Source organism: Sorangium aterium, assembly GCF_028368935.1.
Taxonomy (GTDB): domain Bacteria; phylum Myxococcota_A; class Polyangia; order Polyangiales; family Polyangiaceae; genus Sorangium; species Sorangium atrum.
Window position 1 is genome coordinate 2,817,770 of sequence record NZ_JAQNDK010000001.1, and the last position, 20,710, is coordinate 2,838,479.

Annotated in this window: 20 protein-coding genes; 15 read left to right on the forward strand and 5 right to left on the reverse strand. The window is 71.7% G+C overall.

Translation table 11 applies throughout. From position 1 onward, the window contains the following. The first annotated feature begins 60 nt into the window (after nucleotides 1–60). Nucleotides 61–2,181: an ATP-binding domain-containing protein gene (locus POL72_RS10290; protein WP_272094890.1), complete on the forward strand. Its 2,121-nt coding sequence runs from the start codon at nucleotides 61–63 to the stop codon at nucleotides 2,179–2,181. Here POL72_RS10290 and POL72_RS10295 read toward each other — a convergent pair. Beyond that, nucleotides 2,129–3,511, reverse strand: a complete 1,383-nt coding sequence (locus POL72_RS10295; RefSeq protein WP_272094891.1) for a serine/threonine-protein kinase — start codon at nucleotides 3,509–3,511, stop codon at nucleotides 2,129–2,131. The two genes, POL72_RS10290 and POL72_RS10295, sit on opposite strands and share 53 nt — an antisense overlap. Nucleotides 3,512–3,804: 293 nt before the next feature. Here POL72_RS10295 and recA point away from each other — a divergent pair, with 293 nt between their 5' ends. From recA to POL72_RS10315, 4 genes are all read left to right on the forward strand, one after another. Further along, entirely contained in the window at nucleotides 3,805–4,983 is a 1,179-nt protein-coding gene (gene recA, locus POL72_RS10300) for a recombinase RecA (protein ID WP_272094893.1), read from the forward strand. A gap of 20 nt (nucleotides 4,984–5,003) precedes the next feature. Then, nucleotides 5,004–5,513 carry a SixA phosphatase family protein gene (locus POL72_RS10305; RefSeq protein ID WP_272094894.1) on the forward strand — a complete coding sequence of 170 codons (510 nt, stop codon included), beginning with the start codon at nucleotides 5,004–5,006 and terminating at the stop codon, nucleotides 5,511–5,513. Nucleotides 5,514–5,809: 296 nt separating this feature from the next. Then, nucleotides 5,810–6,670 (forward strand): hypothetical protein, encoded by an 861-nt coding sequence (locus POL72_RS10310; protein ID WP_272094895.1) that lies wholly within the window; start codon nucleotides 5,810–5,812, stop codon nucleotides 6,668–6,670. Between the two features lie 176 nt (nucleotides 6,671–6,846). Next, nucleotides 6,847–7,815 (forward strand): HDIG domain-containing metalloprotein, encoded by a 969-nt coding sequence (locus tag POL72_RS10315; RefSeq protein WP_272094896.1) that lies wholly within the window; start codon nucleotides 6,847–6,849, stop codon nucleotides 7,813–7,815. A 63-nt stretch (nucleotides 7,816–7,878) separates the two neighbouring features. On the opposite strand, the gene POL72_RS10320 is transcribed toward POL72_RS10315, so the two are convergent. Continuing rightward, nucleotides 7,879–8,613, reverse strand: a complete 735-nt coding sequence (locus POL72_RS10320) for a hypothetical protein (protein WP_272094897.1) — start codon at nucleotides 8,611–8,613, stop codon at nucleotides 7,879–7,881. 140 nt (nucleotides 8,614–8,753) lie between these two features. On the opposite strand from POL72_RS10320, the gene POL72_RS10325 reads away from it, so the two are divergent. The 5 genes from POL72_RS10325 to POL72_RS10345 all read left to right on the forward strand — a co-directional run bounded on the left by POL72_RS10325 (nucleotide 8,754) and on the right by POL72_RS10345 (nucleotide 13,169). Then, on the forward strand, nucleotides 8,754–10,175 hold the full coding sequence (locus tag POL72_RS10325; protein ID WP_272094899.1) for a hypothetical protein: 1,422 nt from the start codon (nucleotides 8,754–8,756) through the stop codon (nucleotides 10,173–10,175). Between the two features lie 101 nt (nucleotides 10,176–10,276). Then, nucleotides 10,277–11,485, forward strand: a complete 1,209-nt coding sequence (locus POL72_RS10330) for a serine/threonine-protein kinase (RefSeq protein ID WP_272094900.1) — start codon at nucleotides 10,277–10,279, stop codon at nucleotides 11,483–11,485. Nucleotides 11,486–11,600: 115 nt separating this feature from the next. Beyond that, on the forward strand, nucleotides 11,601–12,068 hold the full coding sequence (locus tag POL72_RS10335) for a peroxiredoxin (protein ID WP_272094901.1): 468 nt from the start codon (nucleotides 11,601–11,603) through the stop codon (nucleotides 12,066–12,068). A 275-nt stretch (nucleotides 12,069–12,343) separates the two neighbouring features. Further along, nucleotides 12,344–12,724, forward strand: a complete 381-nt coding sequence (locus tag POL72_RS10340) for a hypothetical protein (protein ID WP_272094902.1) — start codon at nucleotides 12,344–12,346, stop codon at nucleotides 12,722–12,724. Between the two features lie 73 nt (nucleotides 12,725–12,797). Beyond that, nucleotides 12,798–13,169 carry a hypothetical protein gene (locus POL72_RS10345; RefSeq protein ID WP_272094903.1) on the forward strand — a complete coding sequence of 124 codons (372 nt, stop codon included), beginning with the start codon at nucleotides 12,798–12,800 and terminating at the stop codon, nucleotides 13,167–13,169. Nucleotides 13,170–13,369: 200 nt separating this feature from the next. On the opposite strand, the gene POL72_RS10350 is transcribed toward POL72_RS10345, so the two are convergent. Then, entirely contained in the window at nucleotides 13,370–13,957 is a 588-nt protein-coding gene (locus POL72_RS10350) for an RpnC/YadD family protein (protein WP_272094905.1), read from the reverse strand. A gap of 74 nt (nucleotides 13,958–14,031) precedes the next feature. Here POL72_RS10350 and POL72_RS10355 point away from each other — a divergent pair, with 74 nt between their 5' ends. Together POL72_RS10355 and POL72_RS10360 are read left to right on the forward strand one after the other, a co-directional pair. After that, nucleotides 14,032–14,847, forward strand: a complete 816-nt coding sequence (locus POL72_RS10355; RefSeq protein WP_272094906.1) for a metallophosphoesterase family protein — start codon at nucleotides 14,032–14,034, stop codon at nucleotides 14,845–14,847. 135 nt (nucleotides 14,848–14,982) lie between these two features. Further along, entirely contained in the window at nucleotides 14,983–15,804 is an 822-nt protein-coding gene (locus tag POL72_RS10360) for an alpha/beta hydrolase (RefSeq protein WP_272094907.1), read from the forward strand. Nucleotides 15,805–15,832: 28 nt separating this feature from the next. Here POL72_RS10360 and POL72_RS10365 read toward each other — a convergent pair whose 3' ends face one another. Next, nucleotides 15,833–16,582, reverse strand: a complete 750-nt coding sequence (locus POL72_RS10365) for a metallophosphoesterase family protein (protein ID WP_272094908.1) — start codon at nucleotides 16,580–16,582, stop codon at nucleotides 15,833–15,835. Beyond that, nucleotides 16,579–17,610, reverse strand: a complete 1,032-nt coding sequence (locus POL72_RS10370) for a nucleotidyltransferase family protein (protein ID WP_272094910.1) — start codon at nucleotides 17,608–17,610, stop codon at nucleotides 16,579–16,581. The genes POL72_RS10365 and POL72_RS10370 overlap by 4 nt, the downstream gene beginning before the upstream one ends. A 263-nt stretch (nucleotides 17,611–17,873) precedes the next feature. Here POL72_RS10370 and POL72_RS10375 point away from each other — a divergent pair, with 263 nt between their 5' ends. The 3 genes from POL72_RS10375 to POL72_RS10385 all read left to right on the forward strand — a co-directional run bounded on the left by POL72_RS10375 (nucleotide 17,874) and on the right by POL72_RS10385 (nucleotide 20,679). Beyond that, nucleotides 17,874–19,280 (forward strand): NAD-dependent succinate-semialdehyde dehydrogenase, encoded by a 1,407-nt coding sequence (locus tag POL72_RS10375; protein WP_272094911.1) that lies wholly within the window; start codon nucleotides 17,874–17,876, stop codon nucleotides 19,278–19,280. Nucleotides 19,281–19,411: 131 nt separating this feature from the next. Further along, nucleotides 19,412–20,194: a dienelactone hydrolase family protein gene (locus tag POL72_RS10380; RefSeq protein WP_272094912.1), complete on the forward strand. Its 783-nt coding sequence runs from the start codon at nucleotides 19,412–19,414 to the stop codon at nucleotides 20,192–20,194. Between the two features lie 131 nt (nucleotides 20,195–20,325). Then, nucleotides 20,326–20,679 (forward strand): DUF1801 domain-containing protein, encoded by a 354-nt coding sequence (locus POL72_RS10385; RefSeq protein WP_272094913.1) that lies wholly within the window; start codon nucleotides 20,326–20,328, stop codon nucleotides 20,677–20,679. Nucleotides 20,680–20,710 lie beyond the last annotated feature (31 nt).

The window sequence follows — 20,710 nt, forward strand, 5'->3', positions numbered from 1 at the left end:
GAACCATTCACCCATCGAGCTCGACCCCTCGCGGAGGCGAGGGGCGCAAGGAGGCCCATCATGCTGGAGAGCACGCTTGATCTGCCCGTCGAGGCGCGCGCCGTCCTCGAAGAAGAGGCCGCGCTCCTCGAGCGCGTGCGCGCCGCGCTGGACCGGGCGCAGGAGCGCGCCGCGCGCGCCTTCGGGCGCGCGCCGCGCGAGCTCAGGTCCGTCGCGGCGCTCCGGGAGCTCCGCGACGAGGCCGCCGCGGCCTCCGTCGACGATCTGCCGGCGGTGCTCCTCGAGATGAGCGTGCGGCAGCGCCTCATCGAGCAGGAGCCCAGGGAGGCGCTGCCCGACCCGCTCTGCCCGTACCTCGCCCACCTCCGGGTCGACGAGGGCAAAGGGGCGAAGGACTACCTGCTCGGCCACGCGACGTTCCTGGATCCGTCGGCCGACGTGCGCATCCTCGACTGGCGCGTCGCACCGGTGGCGCAGATCTTCTACCGGTACCGCGAGGGCGACGAGTACGAGGAGACCTTCCCGGGGCGCGTGGCCGAGGGCGTGGTGAAGGCGCGCCGCATCGTCGTCGTGGAGCGCGGCGCCCTCACCCGGATCGTCGGCGACGGCCTCGTCCTGACGCGGCGGGGCGACGGGCGATGGATCCTCGCGGAGCGCGCGGCGCTCGCCATGCAGCCGGGCGGCGCGGGCACGGCCGCCCGCCCCGGGAGCCTCGGCGTCGGCGCCGGCGCCACGGACCAGGCGAAGGCCGCGGAGGTCACCGCCCTGCTCGACGCCGACCAGTACGCCGCCGTGTGCGCGCCCCCCGAGCAGCCGCTCCTCGTGCTCGGCAGCGCCGGGAGCGGCAAGACGACCGTCGCGCTGCACCGCCTCGCCAGGATCGCCGCGCTGGATCCAGCGCGCAGCCCGCTCTCGGCCATGAACGTCGTCGTCCCCGAGGAGGGCCTCGCGCGGCTGTCGCGCCGCCTGCTCTCGCCGCTCGGCGCGGGGGAGGCCCAGGTGAAGACGCTCGACGCCTGGTCGTCGGCGACCGCGCGCGAGGTCTTCGGCAAGCCGATCGCCCTGTGCGACGATCCCCCGGCGCTCGTCTCCAGCCTCAAGCGCCACCCGGCGCTCTACCGCGCGCTGCGCGAGCGGTTCGCCAGGCTCGCCCCGGCGAGCACGACGCTCCCGCGGCTGCGCCGCCGCCTCGCCGACGTCTTCACCGATCGAGGGTTCCTCGAGGGTGTCGTCGCCGCCTCGGGCGGGGACCTCCCCCGGAGCGCGATCGAAGAGACCGTCCGGCACACCCTGCTGCAGATCGCCGAGCCGCTCGACCGGCAGCTCGCCTCGATCACCGTGGCCTCGATGAAGCGGGCGCTCGACGGCCGCGCCGTCGCGGAAGGGACGCCGGACGAGCTCGCGGGGACGCTCGACGTCGACGATCTGCCGATCCTGCTCTTCCTTCGCGCCGCTCGCCGCGGCCTGGACGGGGCGGGGTGGTCGCACCTCGTCCTCGACGAGGCCGAGGACTTCTCGCTGTTCGAGCTGTTCGTCCTGGGGAAGCTCCTTGGCGAGACGCGCAGCGTCACGCTCGCCGGCGACGAGGCGCAGCAGACCTCCTCGAGCTTCGCCGGGTGGGACGCGGCGCGAGCGGCGCTCGGCGTGGGCGACGCGGCGACCTGCCGCCTCGCGGTGTCGTACCGTTGCCCGCGGCCGGTGGCGGAGCTCGCGCGGCGGCTCCTCGGCGAGCTCGCGCCCGAGGCGCCCGCGCGCGCGGCCCGGGACGGCGCGCCGGTCGGGCTCTTCCGCTTCCCGAGCGAGGCGCAGGCCCACCTGTTCCTCGCCGGCGCGCTCCGCGACCTCGTCGGGCGGGAGCCCCGCGCCTCGGTGGCCGTCATCGCGCGGGACGCGGGCGCCGCGCGGGAGCTCCACGCGCTGATCGCGGAGCTGCCGGAGGCGAGGCTCGTGCTGGAGGGGGCGTTCTCGTTCGAGCCGGGCATCGACGTCACCGACGTGGACAGCGCGAAGGGGCTCGAGTTCGACTACGTCGTCGTGCCCGACGCGACCGCGGCGGCGTACCCGATGAACCACGAGGCCCGCCGGCGGCTCCACGTCGCGGTGACGCGGACGTCGCACCAGCTCTGGCTCATCTCCGGAGCGGCGTGGTCGCCGCTCCTCGGCGACGTGGCGGTGAGCTGACGCTCGCAGCGGCGCCCTGCGGGCGCGGCCCGGCCGGCGCGGAGACGGCGGCGGGAGGGAGCGGGCTGTCCCTCACCGCCGCGGTCCCGGCGAGCGCGACCCCGAGGACGGCGGCCCCGAACACCAGCAGCGCCTGCAGCCAGCGCCGTGGGGCGCGCGGAGGCTCCACCTCGTCGTCGGCCGAGCGGTCCCCGGGATCGAGCGACTCGAGCGCGGCGCGCAGCTGCTGCGTGCGGAGGTGGGACGCATCGCCCAGGATCTGTCCGAGCCAGCTCGCGACGAGCGCGTCGTTGCCCGGGTTCGCGGCGCCCGGGATCGCCTCCTCGAGCGCGCGCATGAGCTGCGCGGCCGTCGCCGTGCGCGCGGTGGGCGACTTGGCGAGCGCCTCGGAGACGAGGCGATCGAGCGCAGGCGGGATCGGCTCGGGCGGCGGCGGCGCGCTCAGGCGCTCCGCGAACCCGCGCCGGGACGGGACCGCGCGCGACGACAGCGGCGCGGCAGGCCGCTCGCTCGCGATGTGGGTCATCGTGCTCTCGCTGTCGTCGGCCTGGAAGGGATGAGCGCCCGACAGCAGCTCGTAGAGGAGCACTCCGACCCCGAAGAGATCGGACCGCCGATCGCACGGCTGCCCCCGGATGTGCTCCGGCGCCATGTACGGCGCGCTGCTCCGGAACAGGAACGCGCCCCCCTCGCCGCCCGCCGCGCCCGCCGCGCCCACCGCCAAAGCGCGGCCGCCGTCGCCGCGCAGCGCCGAAGGCCGTCGCTCGGACATCCGCCCTTCCTCGAGCCTCGCGATCCCGAAATCGACCATGCGGACGAGCCCCTCGGACGTGATGAGGACGTTGTCCGGCGAGACGTCGTAGTGCAGGAGCTCCCGGGGGTTTCCGCCCTCGTCCCGCAGCTCGTGCGCGGCGTCGAGGGCCGCGCAGATCTGGTAGGCGAGCCTCGCGGCGACGAGCACGGGCGCCGGGCGCCCGCGCGCGGCGCGCAGCACCGACGAGAGCGGCTCCCCGCTCACCCACTCCATGGCGTAGAAGAACGTGCCGTCCGTCTCGCCCAGATCCACGACGGGCACCACGTTCGGGTGCCTGATGCGCGCGGCCAGCGCGGCTTCGTCGAGAAATGTCCGAACGGCGTCGGGATCGGGCGAGAGCTCCGGGCGAAGCACCTTGATCGCGAAGAGCCGCTGAAACCCGTGCTCCCGCCTGAGCCGCGCAGCCCAGACCTCGCCCACGTCGCCTGCGGCCACCCGCAGGACGAGCTCGTACCGGCCCAGGGAAAACCCCGGGAAATAGCGCCCCCCGCCCCCCACGCGGAAGATGTGGCCCACGGTTGAAGAGCCCGCCAGTGCTCCCTGTGTGCGACGATCACGATTGTTGCCCTGGTTGTGAGACTCGACCTCAACCAGGAACTACTTCCGACCGCGACATCACCGCGCTCCGGAGCGCCTGCCGGGCCGACGCGTCGCGCGGACATTTTCGGTCCTATCCGGGATGCGGGGGTCTTGATTCCTGAACAGCCGGACAGTAAAGCTGCCGGAAACTGTTGCCCCGCGCGGCGTGGGTCCACCTCCGCGGTCCCCCCGTCGTCGCCCCCCTCCCATCGCTCCCTCCCGAGGTACGCATGAGTGACGAGAAGAACACCAAGCAGAAGTCTGCCGCCCTCGAGCTCGCGATCGCCAGCGTCGAGAAGGAGTACGGCAAGGGGGCGATCATGCGCCTCAAGGACGGGCAGACGCTGCACGACGAGGTCGCGGCCGTGCCGAGCGGCTCGCTCGGCCTGGACATCGCCCTCGGCATCGGCGGCTACCCGCGCGGCCGCATCGTCGAGATCTACGGGCCGGAGTCGAGCGGCAAGACGACCCTCACCCTCCACGCCATCGCGGCCATCCAGCGGGCGGGCGGGACGGCGGCGTTCATCGACGCCGAGCACGCCCTCGACGTGAACTACGCCAAGAAGCTCGGCGTGAAGACCGACGAGCTGCTCATCTCCCAGCCCGACTACGGCGAGCAGGCGCTCGAGATCGCCGACATGCTGGTCCGCTCGAACGCCGTCGACATCATCGTCGTCGACTCCGTCGCCGCGCTCGTCCCCAAGGCCGAGATCGAGGGCGACATGGGCGACAGCCACGTCGGCCTCCAGGCCCGGCTGATGAGCCAGGCGCTCCGCAAGCTGACCGGCACGGTCTCGCGCTCGCAGTGCCTGCTGATGTTCATCAACCAGATCCGGATGAAGATCGGCGTCATGTTCGGCAGCCCCGAGACGACGAGCGGCGGCAACGCCCTCAAGTTCTACGCCTCGGTCCGGCTCGACATCCGCCGCATCGGCGCCATCAAGGAGGCCGCCGCGGGCGGCAAGGAGCCGGCGGTCGTCGGCAACCGGACCCGCGTCAAGGTCGTGAAGAACAAGATGGCTCCCCCGTTCCGCGAGGTGGAGTTCGACATCCTGTACGGCCAGGGCATCAGCCACAGCGGCGACGTCATCGACCTCGCGACCGAGGCGAGCATCATCGAGAAGAGCGGCTCCTGGTTCTCGTTCCAGGGCGAGCGCATCGGTCAGGGCCGGGAGAACGCCCGCACCTACCTCGAGCAGCACCCGGCGATCCTCGACAAGATCGAGTCGATGGTCCTCGCGAAGCAGGGCATCTCGCGCGTCGGCGGGGCCGCCCCGACGAACGGCGCCGCGAGCCCCGGCCCGAAGGGCGGAGCGGCAGCGGCCGAGGCCCCCGCGCAGGCAAAGGGTCGCGGCGAGGCAGCCTCGTCCGGCCAGGACGCCCGCCGTCCCCCGGGCAAGACGAACTGACGCCGGCCGCCACCGACGCCATGCACCTCTACGTGATGCGGCACGGCCCGGCGGAGGAGCGGGCGACCAGCGGGCGCGACGCGGACCGGAGGCTCACCCCCGAGGGCCGCGAGCGCGTGGCGCGGGTCTCGCGCGAGCTCCACCGCCTCCGGGGAGGCGCCCCGCTGCCGCTGGTGCTCGCGAGCCCCCTCGCGCGCGCGAGGGAGACCGCCGAGATCGCGGCGCCGATCTGCGGCGCGCCGGAGGTCGAGCTCCGGGACGAGCTCGCGCTCGACGCCGGGCTCCCGACATCGCTGGTCGCCGCGCTCGCCCGAGGCGGCGCCGATGCGCTGCTCGTCGGGCACCAGCCGAACGTGGAGCACCTCGTCCGTACGCTCCTCGACACGCCCGGCCGGGGCGCGACAGCGCTGCTCCCCGCCGGCTTCTGTACTGCCCTGGTCGTCGCCCTCGAGCCGGAGCCTTCCCAGCGCGCGCAGGGCCGCTGGCGCATGGCGCAGATCCTCGATCCCCGGGCGCTCACCTCGCGATGAGGGAGGCGCTGCGCACGCGCCGTCTCATGGCGGGAGAGAGAGCAGGAGCAGAAGACGCGCGTCCGAGGCGGAAGGCGGACCGACTGGAGCATGCGCTCGTGGCCTTCACTACAAACACATGAATTTGCAGAGGAAATCCAGATCACCGGCGAGCGGCGGCCGGGGCGCCCTCCCTCTCCCTCCGGAGGGGCCGGCCACCCGCTTACATAGTCACAAATCCGAATGATTTCGATGTTCTCGGCCGCTCGCTTGACAAGGATCCCACCCGAGAATACGCCCAAATAAGGAGGATTGAGATGGCGGGACAGATGGCCTTCCCCTTCGCTCAACCCCCTCCAGGCCGTCTGTCGCGCAGCGGTGGGAAGGGCGCGGCGCGTACTTCCCTGCTGCCACGTGTCTCCCGGGCGGTCGTCCGGGTGCCGGACCCACGCCATCATCCGATCGACATCGATCTGCCGCCGGGGCAGCCGCACATCTACGTGCACGAGGGGGCGCGCCAGGCGCTCATCCGGCGGCTGGAGCTGGCCCAGAAGCGGCCGGTCCTCCTCTCGGTGACCGACAACTACCGGCAGATGATCTCCTCCTCCCTGCGGGAGGGCATCCTGCAGGCGCGCGTCCACCACATGTTCCTGGATGCGCCGGCGCTCGTTCAGGAGGCGCTCGTCCGGTACGTCGTGACGCAGGACCGGGCCGCCTCGCTCGTGGTCGGCCAGTACATCGACGAGAACGGCCATCGCATCCGGGCGAGCCGGCCGGTGAGCACGCCGCTCTCGACGCAGGGGCGGACGCACGACCTGCTGCTCCTGTTCCAGAAGCTGAACCACGGCTACTTCGGCGGCGGGGTCGACGCGCTGATCACCTGGGGCAAGCGGACCAAGGCGCGGAAGCCGCGGCGCACCATCAAGCTCGGGAGCTACTCGGCGGTCGAGCGGCTGATCCGCATCCACCCGGTGCTCGACCGGCCCTGGGTCCCCCGCTACTTCATCTGTTACGTCATCTACCACGAGATGATCCACCACGTGATGCCGGCGAGCCACGGCAACGGGCGCCGGATGCTCCATCCGCCCCATTTCCTCGCCCGCGAGCGGCTCTTCCGCGACTACGAGCGCGCCCTCGCGTGGGAGAAGGACCACGTGGGGCGGCTCCTCCGCACCTGACGCATCCATCGCCTGCGGACGCACGGCATCCGGCGGCGCCGAGCGACGAGCGCGACGAACGCGAGGAACCATTGCGCGAAGGTGCGGCTGGCTCTAAACCGGCGAACCCCCGTGCGGGCCGCGCCAGCTGGCGCCCCGTGGGCGACCCCGTAACCTCGAAAGTGTGGAAGGCCAGCGTGCAGGAGATTCTCACCCAGGAAGCGAGCCCGAAGCGGGCGATGGAGGCCCTCGAGTGGGCCGTCCAGCGAGCAGAAAAGGCGGAGGCCGAGCAGCCCGAGGCGGCCGAGCCACGCGCCTCGTCCAGGGTGATCTCCGGGCGGCCCGCCGACTTCAAGGCCGCGACCGCCGCCTACCTGCCCGATGTCCGCAAGATGCTCGACCGGGTCATGATGAGCGACGACGCCGAGGCCGGGCTCGACGCCCTGCTCGAGTCGGGCGCCCTCGCCGCGATGCTGCCCGAGGTCGAGGCGATGGTGGGCTTCGGCGACGGGGAATGGCGCCACAAGGACGTGTGGAAGCACACGAAGCAGGTGGTGCGTCAGGCCGTCCCGAGGCTCGAGGTCCGCTGGGCGGCCCTGCTCCACGACATCGGCAAGACGAGGACGCGCTCCATCTCGCCGACGGGCGAGGTCCACTTCTTCGGTCACGCCGAGGTCGGCGCGCGCATGTTCGACAAGATCGATCGGCGGCTGCCGCTCTTCACGAAGGAAGAGGCGCTGAAGAACAGCATCCGCTTCCTGATCCTGCACCACCTCCGGGCGAGCCAGTACGACGCGTCGTGGACCGACAGCGCGGTGCGCCGGTTCGCCAAGGAGATGGGCGGCTGCCTGAAGGACGTGCTCGACCTGTCGCGGGCGGACATCACCACGAAGCGGCCCGAGAAGAAGCGGAAGGGGCTGAAGCAGATCAGCGAGCTCGCCGAGCGGGTGCTCCAGGTCCAGACGGAGGACGCGGTGGTGCCGCCGTTGCCGAGCGGGATCGGCGACGCCATCATGCGCGCGTTCGGGCTGCCGCCGTCGCGGCGGATCGGCGAGATCAAGCGCGCGCTGGAGGAGGCGGTCGAGGCGGGCGAGGTGGCGTCGCACCAGGAGGCGGACGTCTACATCGCGTTCCTCCGGGAGCACGCGGGGCGGTTCGGGATCTGAGGGCGTAACGCAGAGCAGGGGCGCGTGGGGGGGGGCCGACTGCCCGGCCCCCCGGGGGAGCGCTCAGCGCAATGGGGCTTCGCAGGTGAGGCAGCGCTGGGGGACGCCTTCCTTGTGGTAGTGCTCGCCGCAACGGCCGCAGAGACGGGCGTCGGCCTCGAAGGCGATCAGCTTGTCGGTCGCCTTGCAGCGAAGGCCGGCGACCTGCGGCGGCTCCAGCGAGCGCACCTCGCCGGCGGCATCGTCGGGCGGAGGCAGCGCGCCTTCCTTGATGTCGGCCGCGCGGGCGGGGATACGCACCCTCGCCTCGGCCAGCACGCGCGCGGCCGCCGGGAGGTGCGATCGCAGCGGGATGGCGATCGCCGTGCCGCTGCCCTGGACCGTGAGCGCAGTCTCCGTGAGCAACAGGCCCGTGACATCGTGCCAGCCGATGCGCTCGATCTCACCAGGTCCGCTCTCGATCCCCACCCCGGCATCACCGACACGAAGCGACTTCATCGACCACTGACCGAAGAGCCCCACCGCCGCCCCGAGGAGCAAGGCGCCGAGGAGCAGGTACGTGGCCGCCGGGTGCGCGCCCGCGTCCTCGCCCCGGAACCACTGGCCATAGACACCCGCCCCGGCCAGCAGCGCCGCGACGGACATGCCGAGCATCGTGAGGCCGAGCTCGAGCGATGCCTTCGGCTCGAAACGTCGCTCGCTCCGCGGATCGGTCCGCTGTCGCAACACGACCTCACCGCCCTGCCCCGTGGTCCCTGAACCCTTGCGCCTGCGCTTCCCCGGTCTGTCGGCTGCCATCGGCGGCTTCCTATCGGAGGAGACGCCCGGACGCAAAGGGGCTCAGCCCAGACCACCGCTCCGCACGAGCAGCCAGACGGGAGCCGCACCCCGCCCGCGCCGCAAGGACGGAGAGGTATGCTGGGAGCGCGATGCCCTCGATGCCCAACGCAGCGACGTACGTCCTGCCAGCGCTGGGCATCGGGCTCGCAGCCCTCGCGATCCTGGGGCCAGGCTCGCCACGCATGGCCACCGGCGTGCGGGTGTGGGGGACGCCCGTCGCCGGAAGCGAGGCGCTGGCGCTCCGCATCGAAGGGGTGCGCCGCCTCCACGGCGCCGACGATCCGGCGGCAATCCCGCAGATCGAGGTGAGCGCCACCTCCGCAGGGGAGCCGCTCGAGCGATGGACCGGCTCGCTCGACAAGGACGGCACCGGCGAGGCGCTGCTGCGCGCGCCGGCAGGGCTGCAGGAGCCGGTGACTGCGCGGATCGCGCTGGGCAGCGTCACGCTCCTGGAGCGGCAGCTCCCGCTGTTGCCTCCGCTCCCAGCGGCGGAGACGACCGCCCTGCCAGGCGCGGCGAACGCGACCGCGCTGCCAGGCGCGGCGCACGGGGAGCTCCGCCTGCAGGTCACGGTGGCGCGGGGAGCCCTGGCAGCGCCGTTTCCGGAGCGGGTGCGGGTCGCGATCGAGGCGCAGGACGGAACGCCCGCGGCAGGGGCGCGCCTCGAGGTGAGCACCGTCGGGGCGGAGCTCGTGGAGCACGGCAGCGGTCCGGCGCAGATCAAGGCCGATGCGCGCGGCGCCGCGGAGCTCACGCTCAAGCCGCTGGCGCACACGGTCGAGCTCACGCTCCGCGCGACCCACCCGGGGAGCACACCGCCGGGGACACGGAGCGCGAGTGGCACGTGGGAAGGGAAGCTGCCCGTGATCCCGGGAGCCGTCTGGCTCGATCCGGGCGGACTCGATGGCGAACGGCCCGAGCTCCGGTTGATCTCCCCGGCGCCGAGGCCGCGCGCCTACGTCTCGATCGGAGGTGCGCGCGGCCGTGCGCTCGGGGCGATCGTCCCCCTCGCGGCCGATGGGGCGGGCTTCTTCTCGGGGAGGGTGACGCTCCCGGACAGCCTCGCGCCCGGGGAGGCGGACTGGGCGGTGGTCGCGAGCGACCCCTACGAGCAGGGCGCGGGCACGGTGGCCTGGCCGATCGCGTCAGCGGCGGCGTCCGCCTCGCCGCGGCGCGTGGAGCTGCTCGCGGACGGGATGCCGGCGGCCGAGGCGCGCGAGCGGGCGCGCGCCTCGCATGCGCGGCGCGCTGGCCTCCTGGTCCTCGCCGCGTCCGCTGTGGTCCAGGTGCTCCTGCTCGCGCTGCGATCCCGGACCGCGCGGCGCCGCCTGGAGGCGCACGTCGCCGACGCCTCGGGCGACGAGGGCAAGGACGGAACGCATGGCGCGCCGCTGTCGAGGGAAGATCGCGACCGGCTGCTCGCCGCCGTGCGGGCGGAGCCGCTGCTGTCGGTGCTCGCCCTCGCCGCGCTCGTCGGGCTCTCCTTCGCGGCGGTCGCGGCGCTCGCCACCTTCCGATGACCCGCGGGGGCGCGCCGCCTCGTGGATTTGATCCGCGGCGGGCCCCGAGCCGCTAGACTGGACGGCCAGGCGGCACGGGGCGGGAGGACGACAGACAGGGCATGTCCGAGCAGCAGCGGTACCGGGTCATCAAGCGCCTCGCCTCCGGAGGCATGGCGGAGGTCTTCGTCGCCGAGAGCGCGGGGATCGAAGGGTTCAAGAAGCAGGTCGCGATCAAGCGCGTCCTGCCGCAGCTCAGCAAGAAGGAGCAGTTCATCGCGATGTTCCTCGACGAGGCGCGCCTCTCGGCGCACCTCTCGCACTCGAACGTCGTGTCGGTGTTCGACATCGGCGTCGGCGACGGCACCTACTTCATCGTCATGGAGTACGTGGACGGCGCCGACCTGAGAGCGCTCCTCGATCACCAGAAGAAGGTGGGCCGGCCGATGACCGTCGAGGTCGCCGCCTTCATGGCCGCGAAGATGTGCCAGGGCCTCGCCTACGCGCACGATCTTGCGACCGCGGACGGAAAGCCGCTCCAGATCGTGCACCGGGACATCACCCCGGCCAACGTGCTCATCACCCGCTACGGCGAGGTGAAGATCGTGGACTTCGGGCTCGCGAAGGCGTCGAGCCAGCTCGCCGAGAGCGACGCGGGCATCATCAAGGGGAAGTTCGGCTACCTCGCGCCCGAGACGGTGCTCGAGCAGGGCGTCGACCAGCGCGTCGACATCTTCGCGCTCGGGATCATCCTCTGGGAGATGCTCGCCGGGCGCCGGCTGTTCCTCGGCGACTCCGACTACATCACGGTGCGGCTCGTGCGCGACGCGGTGATCCCGTCGCTCCAGCAGATCAACAGCGATGTGCCGCGCGAGCTGGAGCAGATCATCCGCCGCGCGCTCGCCCGCGACCCGGCGGCCCGCTACCTGTCGGCGCGCGAGCTCGGCCGCGACCTGACCCGCTTCCTCTACCGCTACGGCCGCCCGGTGAGCGAGGACGACGTCGCCTCGCTCGTGGAGCGCGCCAAGGGCGGGCCGGCGCGGGCGGTCGACGGGACGCAGAAGATCGCCGAGCTCATCGACATGATGCTCCTCGAGTTCAAATCGCTCACGAAGGAGCCGACCGCCGGCGGCAGCGGCCTGAGCCTGCTGCCCACCCTGGAGGGCGCCCCGATCCTGATGCACGGGGAGGAGCACCCGAGCTCGCCGCCCCCGCGCAGCGAGGGGCCGCTCGGGGGGCTCGCCGACGAGCTGGAAGGCCCCGACTCGCTCCACCAGGACGAGTCCTCTTCCTCGGTGACGGCCTGGTTCCGAGGGCTCATCCCGCGCTAGATCCCGCACCGGGAGGCCAGCGACGTGACGTCCGCGCCGCTGCGCCGTCCCCTCCCATGACCCGTCACCGGCCAGGGGGAGCCTTCCTCCGGCCCACAGCAAAGGCAAAGAGAAGATGAGCCTCGAGATTGGAAAGCCGTTTCCGCGCTTCGCGCTGCCGAACCAGGACGGCAAGACCGTGAAGCTCGAGGATTTCGCGGGCCAATGGCTCGTGCTCTACGTCTATCCGAAGGACGACACGCCGGGTTGCACGATCCAGGGCAAGTCGTTCACGGCCTCCAAGGCAGATTTCGACGAGGCCAACATCGCCGTGGTCGGCGTCAGCGCGGACGACGTCGCGTCGCACAAGAGCTTCTGCGACAAGTTCTCGTTCACCATCGACCTGCTCGCCGACACGGGCCACGAGCTGCTCAAGGCCGCGGGCGTCGGGCAGAGCGAGTGGAAAGGCACCCTGTACTGGGACCGGACGACATTCGTCATCGATCCGTCGGGCGTGCTGCGAAGGACCTACCTGAAGGTGAAGCCGGACGGGCACGAGCAGGCCCTCCTCAACGACATCGCGGAGCTCAAGGCCCAGGCCTGAAAGCCGCGACCGCCTGCGGCGGGCAGAGCGCAGGGAAGAGGACACTCCACCTGCGCAAAAACTTGCTCACGCTGGATTTGCTGGCATGTCGCCCCTACCCTGTCGCCCTTGTGGCACCACGCCTTCCTTTTGCTCCCGGTCGAATCGTATCGCTCACGGCCTTCACGGCGATCACCGCGGTGGCGCTCGCGACCGCTGCCGCGGTGGGCGCCTGTAAAGGCTCGGGGGGCGGCGGATCCGTCGGATCGAGTACGGGCGATGCCAGCGGCTGTCCGATGGGGCCGAGACAGGCGCTGTTCACCATCACCGTGCGCGCGAGAGGCGCCACCGTCCCGCCGGACACCACCGTTCACATCGCGTGGAGCGCCGCGGACGAGCCGATCTTCGTCCTGAGCGATCCGACCACCTGGAAGACGCTCGACGAGGCCAACCTTGTGTGCGCCGTCGATCGCGCTCAGCCTCCTCCCGAAGCGCTGGAGGCGCTCGTCTGCGAGCTGTGGACGGCCGGGGTGACGTGGGTGAAGATCTCGGGGACAGGCTACGACGACTTCGAGCAGACGCTCGCGCCCGTCATGAACGACGAGTGCGAGACCTTCCTGCCTCAGAACGTCGATATCGAGCTCGTCCCGGCGGTCGACGCGGGCACGGGCGAGTAACCGGTAGCCGGAGGGCGCACCAGGGCGAGGTGATCGCTGCCAAGCCCGGGCGCCCTCTCCTGTCGAAGGCAGCATGCGCCCCCAGCTCCTCTTTCCCCTGCTCGTTCCAGCCTTCCTCTCCGCCTGCAGCTCAGCTCCCGAGGCGAAGGCCCCGGCCCCCGGCGGGCAGACGTTCCCCGAGGCGGTCGCGATGATGTGCGATGTCGACAGGAGAGCCGGGCTCGACCCGGAGGCCGATCCGATCAGCGTCGGGCAGATGCGGTCGGCGTGGATCGCAGAGCACGTGGAGAGCCCCGATGGAATCGAGCTCCGCACGATGCTCAGCGTGAAAGGGGCCGCGGAGCAGGGCGTGATGCTGCGCGAGGAGGCCAAGAAGGCAGGGATCGCGCGCTGCGCGCTCGCGGACTCGCTGGAGGCGGACGGGACAGGGGGGCTATCGCCATGACGCCGTGAATGCACAGGATCGGCAGCGACGCACAGCCATCGGCGACCGGGCGCAGCTGGCCGGAACGTGCGACGGGGGATGAGAGAGGTGGAGGGAGATGGCCGAAGCGGAAAAGAGGAGCCGAAGAGAGAGGACGAGAGGGCGGCCCCTTTGAAGCCAGGTTGACGTGGGTGACGAAGCTCTGGATTTGTACCTCTCCGTCAGGAGAGCACTTCCGTGGCATCCTTCGCCCCGAGAACGTTGTCGATCCAGCGGTCGAGGGTCGTGATGTCCGTGCATGCCTGGATGCGCGCGCTATCGCACTCGGCGAGCACGATCCCTGCGCGCGCGAGCAGCCGGAGCAGCGTCCCCCTCTTGGCCTTGAGCTCGCCCTCACGCAAGCCCTCGAGCTTGCCGCGATCGATGAGCTTCTGCGCGAACGGGGGGAAAGCTGCCTCGCCTTTGATCTGCCGTTCCATGACCAACGCCTCCAGCGCCCGCCGCATGGGCTCACGCAACCCGTTCCAGATGACTTGAAAATAGACCGCCGCGTGCTCCTGGTCGAGCCGACCGAGGGCGGCGAGCGCGGCCTGGACCACGGTGAGCCCGTTCGGCCCGTTGCCGTGCACCACGGCCGAGAGCACCGCGAGCTCGAGCTCTTTCTCAGCTTGGTCAGGGTCGGTGATCTCGGGGACGACCGCTGGACCGAGCACCAGCGGCTCGATGTGGCCCAGCCCCAGACCGAGGTCGATGTTCTCCGCCGCCCAGGTGGCCACGCCCTCGCCGCCGCCGACAAGGAGCACCCTCACTTCGCCGCGTGGCGCGCTTCCTGCTCTCGCGCCACCTCGCAGGCGCCCTCTCCCCTTCCCCCTATCCTGACCTCATGGCCGCGCCGACCGCGCTCCGCCTCGCCTGGGCGACCGACGTCCACCTCAACTTCCTCTCCCGCGAAGAACTCGCCGCCTTCTGCTCCACCCTCGCCGCAACCGCCTCCGATGCGGTCCTCTTCACCGGCGACATCGCCGAAGCCGAGAGCCTCCGCCCCCTCCTCGAGACCGTCGCCGAGGCCATCGAGCGCCCGCTCTACTTCGTCCTCGGCAACCACGATTTCTACCGCGGGAGCATCGCCGCCGTACGCGCGATGGCCGCCGAGCTCTCGGCCACCTCCCCCTGGCTCAGGTGGCTCCCGTCGATCCCCCACGTCGAGCTCGGCCCGGACACCGCCCTCGTCGGCCACGACGGCTGGGCCGACGCCCGCTTCGGCGACTACGAGAGATCGCCCGTCATGCTCAACGATTACGTGCTCATCCAGGAGCTCGCCTCCCTCGACCGGCGCGGCCGGAGAGAGGCCTTGCACCGCCTCGGCGACGAGGCCGCGGAATACCTGCGCCGCGTCTTGCCACAGGCCCTCGAGCGGTACCGGCGCGTCATCGTCGCCACGCACGTCCCCCCGTTCAAGGAGGCCTGCTGGCACGAAGGCCAGATCTCCAACGACGATTGGCTCCCCCATTTCACCTGCAAGGCCACAGGCGAGGCGATCCGCGAGGCCGCCGTGCGGCACCCGGACCGGCGGGTCGAGGTGCTCTGCGGCCACACCCACGGCGCCGGCGTGGCGGAGATCCTCCCGAACCTCGTCGTGCAGACCGGCGGCGCCGAGTACGGCGAGCCCGCGGTGCAAGGCGTCATCGGGACCGCGTAGGCCACCATCGCGCCGCGCGCCCCGGCTCGCCGCCGCCCACCGCCCTCGCGGGCGTCCATCCCACGGACCTTCCGGCCCCGACACGATGTATCCTGCGCGCCACGACCTCCGCCGACCTCGGCAGAACGGTGAGCCATGCCGACGAACGACCCCGACAGCCAGCTCGACGAGCTCCTTCGCGCGCTCGACGCAAACCCTCGCGCCACCGACGTCTTCTATCCCAGGCAAGTGAACACGAGCCCCCCCGCCGGCGCGACGGACTACGACATCCCCGTGGCCCCCGGGGTGACGCTCGGCGCGCGCTGGCACCTGTCCGATCCGGGCAATCCGACCGTGCTCGCGTTCCACGGCAATGGTGAGACCGTCCCCGACTACGACGACATCGCCGAGGGCTGGCACGACATCGGGCTCAACCTCTTCATGGTCGATTACCGCGGCTATGGCTGGAGCCGCGGACAGCCGACGATGCGCTCGCTCCATGAAGATCCCTTGAAGGTCTCCGACTTCTTCCAGCGCGAGCTCGCCGAGAAGAGCCGCGCTTCAGGCCTCGACCGGCCGCCGGTGCCGGTGCTCTTCGGCCGCTCGCTCGGCAGCTCCCCGGCGTCGCGCATCGCCGCGCACCGCGGCGACGCGTACCGCGCGCTCCTCCTCGAGAGCGGGTTCAGCGACGTTCGGCACCTGCTCGCCCTCTTCGAGATCGACCTCGGCGATCTGCGCGACGAGGCGCACCGCAGCTTCTCGAACCCGGAGCTCCTGAGGAACGTCGAGATCCCGGTCCTCGTCCTGCACGGCGCGCGCGACACGCTGCTCCCGCCGGACCACGCCCGCGAGAACCATGCCGCCGTCCGCCACGAGAGGAAGGCCCTGCACCTCATCGACGGCGCCGGGCACAACGATATCCTCCTCTTCGCGTCCGCCTATTTCGGAGCGATACGGGCCTTCCTGCAGAAGCACTGAGCGAAGGCGCCGAGCGGCGCTCGCCCGCTCACACCTCGAACAGCAGAAACGACTTCCCCGTCAGCTTCCTGAGCAGCGGCATCGCCACATTGTAAACCGGAGTCCCGTTCGACATGCGCCCCTCGAGCGCCCCGTGGTGCGCGTGGCCGTGGAAGACCACGTCGGCGCCGTACAGATCGATCGGCGCGGCCAGGCGGCTCGTCCCAAGGAAGGGCCTTATCTCCACGTTCTCGCCGACGGTCGTCTCGAGGATCGGCGTGTAATGCATGATCACGATCTTCTTCTCGCTGTCGAGCTGGGACAGCGCCGCCTCGAGCTTCAGCGCCTCGGTCACGGCCTCCTGCACGAAAGCCTTGAGCGGGCCCTCGCCGAACGCCTGGAGCGTCGCGCTCCCGAAGCCGCCCATGAAGCCCTTCACGCCGGCAACCCCGATGTCGTCGCGCAAGATCAGGTGATCCCCGTCGAGCACCTCGACGCCCGCGTCGCCCAGGAGCTTCGCGATCTCGGCGCCCGCCCCCCGGTCGAGATCGTGGTTGCCGAACACGGCGGCGCACGGCACGGAGAGCCCGGCGAGCGCGTCCGCCAGCACCTTCGCCTCCTCGGGATGGCCGCGATCGGTGAGATCGCCGCACAGCACGAGCAGCTCCGCCTCGGCGTTCACCGCCTTCACGATCTCGCGCATCCTGGCGCCGTGCTCCGGCCGGCAGTGCAGATCCGAGGACGCCGCGACGCGGCGCTTGCGCGGCTCCCCGTTCCCTCCGGCGACGGCGGCGCTCATGATCCCGGCTTGCGGACCCGCGCCGCCTCGACCTCCACACCCGGCTCCTCCGCGTCGCCCGGAGCCCCGTCGCGGCCCGGCCTCTCCTTGCCAAGATTGCCGAGATTGCCGAGATTGCCGAGGCGAGGCCGCCCCGCCGCAGACCGCCGGCGCTTCCGGCCCAGCGCCCCCCGCGCCGCCTCGGGCGCGGCCCCAGGGGGCCCCGCCACGAGCCCGAGCTTCTCGTAATCGTGCGCGTACTGCCGCCTGCTGATCAGGTTCCCCCGGCAGACCCGGAGCGGCGCGTCGCCGGCCCGCATCTGCTCCAGCGTGCGCCGGCAGAGCTCGTCGATGAGCCACCCGGGCACCCGGCTCCGCGCGCCCGGATAGACGAAGCGGTACAGCGTCAGGTGCGCGAACAGGACCTCCCAGTAGGGGCCGAACCGGGCGAGGAGCCTCTCCCAGTCCATCTCGTCTCCGCACGCGTAGATGAGGTGGTTCACGTCGGCGCCGTCGTACCGCTCCCGCTCGTCCACGAACGCCTTCGTGAAGATGATCTCCTCCACCGGCGCGATCAGGCAAGAGTGCCCCAGGATCGTGGCCGGACGCGCGTGCTCGAACCAGCCGCCATCCACCACGGCCAGGCCGTTGCTCGACGAGAAGATGAGATCGATGAAGCGATCGCCCGCGTAGGCCTTCCCGATCCACAGCGGATCGATGAGCTCCGTCGCGAAGCCGGCCCGCTCCAGCGCCCTGAACGCCGCCGGCACCTCGCGCTCGTCCAGCATCACGTCGAGATCCTTCGTGTCCCGGAAAATGCCCGTGTACGCGAAGAAGGCATACGCCCCCGCCACCATGAACGGCACGCCGGCGCAGAGGAGGGCTTCCATCGCCCTCACCCTCACCTCCAGCTCGCCCGCGCGGGAGAGCTGGCCGGCGGGGTCGTCGAAGGCCGGAGGAGCGAGCGCCGCGCGCTCGCCTGCGCGTGTCGCCCGGGCTGAAAGCGCGTGCTCCGCGTCGCCTGCGACAGGGGATCCGCTGCGGACCATCCCCCTCTGCGTAATGAACAGGACGTGCGATGGCGACCCCCCTCCCCCCTCACGCGCCCGGAACATGCGTGGAGACGTGGACACGTGGACGCGTGGTCCACGCCGGAACGACGCGAACGAGGGAAGAGAAGCGGGCTCGTCCTCGCTGACCATTGCACGACGAGGCGGGTCTGGCTCAAGCTCGCCTGCCGGGGCCGCTCGGCGCGCCCCGAGCTGGCAGGCGACGAGCCGCGGCCCCCGACGCTCGAAGAGGAGGCACATCCGTGAACACCGCCATCGCGACGATCAATCCAGCGACCGGAGAGACGATCGAGACGTTCGAACCCCTCTCGTCAGCGGCGCTGGAGCAGAAGGTGGCGCGCGCGCACGCCGCGTTCCGCAGCTTCCGGCAGACCCCGATCGCCGAGCGGGCCCAGAAGCTGCGCCGGGCAGCCGACATCCTCGACGGCGAGAAGGAGCAGCTCGGGCAGCTCATGACGCTCGAGATGGGGAAGACCATCGGCTCCGCCATCGCCGAGGCCCAGAAGTGCGCGACCGCGTGCCGCTACTACGCCGACAACGCCGAGCGCCTGCTCGCCCCCGAAGAGGTCGCCACCGACGCGGGCAGGAGCTACGTGGCCTTCCATCCGCTCGGCGTGGTGCTCGCGATCATGCCGTGGAACTTCCCGTTCTGGCAGGTCTTCCGCTTCGCCGCGCCGGCGCTCGTCGCAGGCAACGTCGGCCTCCTCAAGCACGCCTCGAACGTCCCCCGCTGCGCGCTCGCCATCGAGGACATCCTCCGCCGGGCCGGCTTTCCGGAGGGGGTCTTCCAGGCGCTGCTCGCGGGGACCGACGTCGTGCCGCGCCTCCTCGCCGACCCGCGCGTCGCGGCCGCGACGCTCACCGGCAGCGAGAACGCGGGGCGCAGCGTCGGCGCCCACGCCGGAAAGCACCTCAAGAAGGTGGTGCTCGAGCTCGGCGGCAGCGATCCGTTCATCGTCCTGCCGAGCGCCGACCTCAACGCCGCCGTGGGGACCGCGATCCGCGCGCGCATCATCAACAACGGCCAGTCCTGCATCGCGGCGAAGCGCTTCATCGTGCACGAGTCGATCGCGCCCGAGTTCGAGCAGCGCTTCGTCGCGACCATGCGGCGCCTGCGGGTCGGCGACCCGATGGATCCGTCGGTCGACGTCGGGCCGCTCGCCACCCCGCAGATCGCCGCGGAGCTCGAGGAGCAGGTGCGGGCGTCGGTGGCCGCGGGCGCGCTCCTCCTCACCGGAGGCAAGCGGCTGAAGGGGCCGGGCAACTACTTCCCGCCGACCGTGCTCACCGACGTCCAGCGCCCCTCCCCCGCCGCCGACGACGAGCTCTTCGGCCCGGTCGCGGCGGTCTTCCGCGTCACCGACCTCGACGAGGCCATCCACATGGCGAACTCCACCCGGTTCGGCCTCGGGGCGAGCGTCTGGACCCGCGACGCCGACGAGCGCGAGCGCCTCATCAACGAGCTCGACGCCGGCCAGGTGTTCGTCAACGGGATGGTCGTGTCCGATCCCCGGCTGCCGTTCGGCGGCGTCAAGATGTCCGGCTACGGCCGCGAGCTCTCCTCGTACGGCCTGCGCGAGTTCGTGAACGTCAAGACCGTCTGGATCGCCAAGGACGAGCGGCCGAGGGGCCTGCCTGCGTCCGAGTGATCCGAGGAACGGAGCGGCCGAAGGACGGCGAGCTCGAGCGATCGAGCGGCCGAGCGATCGCCGGGTGAGCCGCTCGGCCGCCGTCCGGCCGCCGCTTCCCCGGCGTCCTGCGAAGGGCGATGATGGTGGCCATGTCGCTCCCCGGCTTCGCGGAAACGCAGTTCTCGCACGGCGGCGTGGCGCGGGTGGTCTACCGCCGCGGCGCGGGCCCGGGTGTCGTCGTCATGCACGAGATCCCGGGCATCACCCCGTCGGTCGCGGCGTTCGCCGAGCGCGTGGCGGACGCCGGCTTCACCGTCTTCGTGCCGCACCTCTTCGGGACGCCCGGCAAGCCGGACACGCCCCCCTACATCGTCGAGCAGGTGGCCCGCGCCTGCATCAGCCGCGAGTTCCACGTGCTCGCGTCCAGGCAGGCGAGCCCGATCACCGACTGGCTGCGCGCGCTCTGCCGCGACGTCCACGCGGAGCTCGGGGGCAAGGGCGTCGGCGCGATCGGCATGTGCCTGACCGGCAACTTCGCGCTGGCGCTGATGGTCGACCCTGCCATCGCGGCGCCCGTGCTGAGCCAGCCGTCGCTGCCCTTCCCGCTCTCGCGCGAGCGCCGGGCCGGGCTCCACCTCTCCGACGACGCCCTCCGCACCGTCAAGGAGCGCGTCGCCGCCGGCACCCCGGTGCTCGGGCTCCGCTTCACCCACGATCCGATGTGCCCGAAGGAGCGGTTCGACCGGCTCCGGGCCGAGCTCGGCGACGGCTTCGAGGGGATCGAGATCGACTCGTCCGCAGGCAACCCCCACGGGATCCGGCGCACCGCCCATTCGGTCCTGACCCGCGATCTGGTCGACCGCGAGGGCCACCCGACGCGCGAGGCGCTCACGCGCGTCCTCGCCTTCTTCCGCGAGCGACTCCACCCCTGACCGCCCGGCGCGAACGCGCGAACGCGAGAACGCGAGAGCGCCCAAGCCGGAACGTCACGGGACGATGCACGGCCGGTTGCGTCTCCGTGAACGTCGACTTACCGTCATTGATTGTGTCGGACGATCCGGCCGTGGCCGCACTGCTGAGCGAGTATCCTCCTTCAGCGCAACAGCTGACCTTGCGCGTGCGCAAGCTGCTCCTCCGCATCATTCCCGACGTCCACGAGCACGTCTATCCAAGCTGGCGGCTCATCAGCTTCCGAATGGGCAGCGGCGACCAACACAAGATCTGCTGGCTCGCCCCGCAGCGCTTCGGCGTGACCCTCGGCTTCGAGCGCGGGGCCGAGCTGCCGGATCCGAACGGCCTGCTCACCGGCGAGGCCAAGCAGGCCAGGAACGTCCATGTCCGCTCCGCCAAGGACGTGGACGTCCCCGCGATCGCCGCGCTGGTCGCGGCCGCCGTCGCGCTCCACCGGGACCGGTGACGATCGCGCGGAGCCCCGGCGCGAGGGCCTC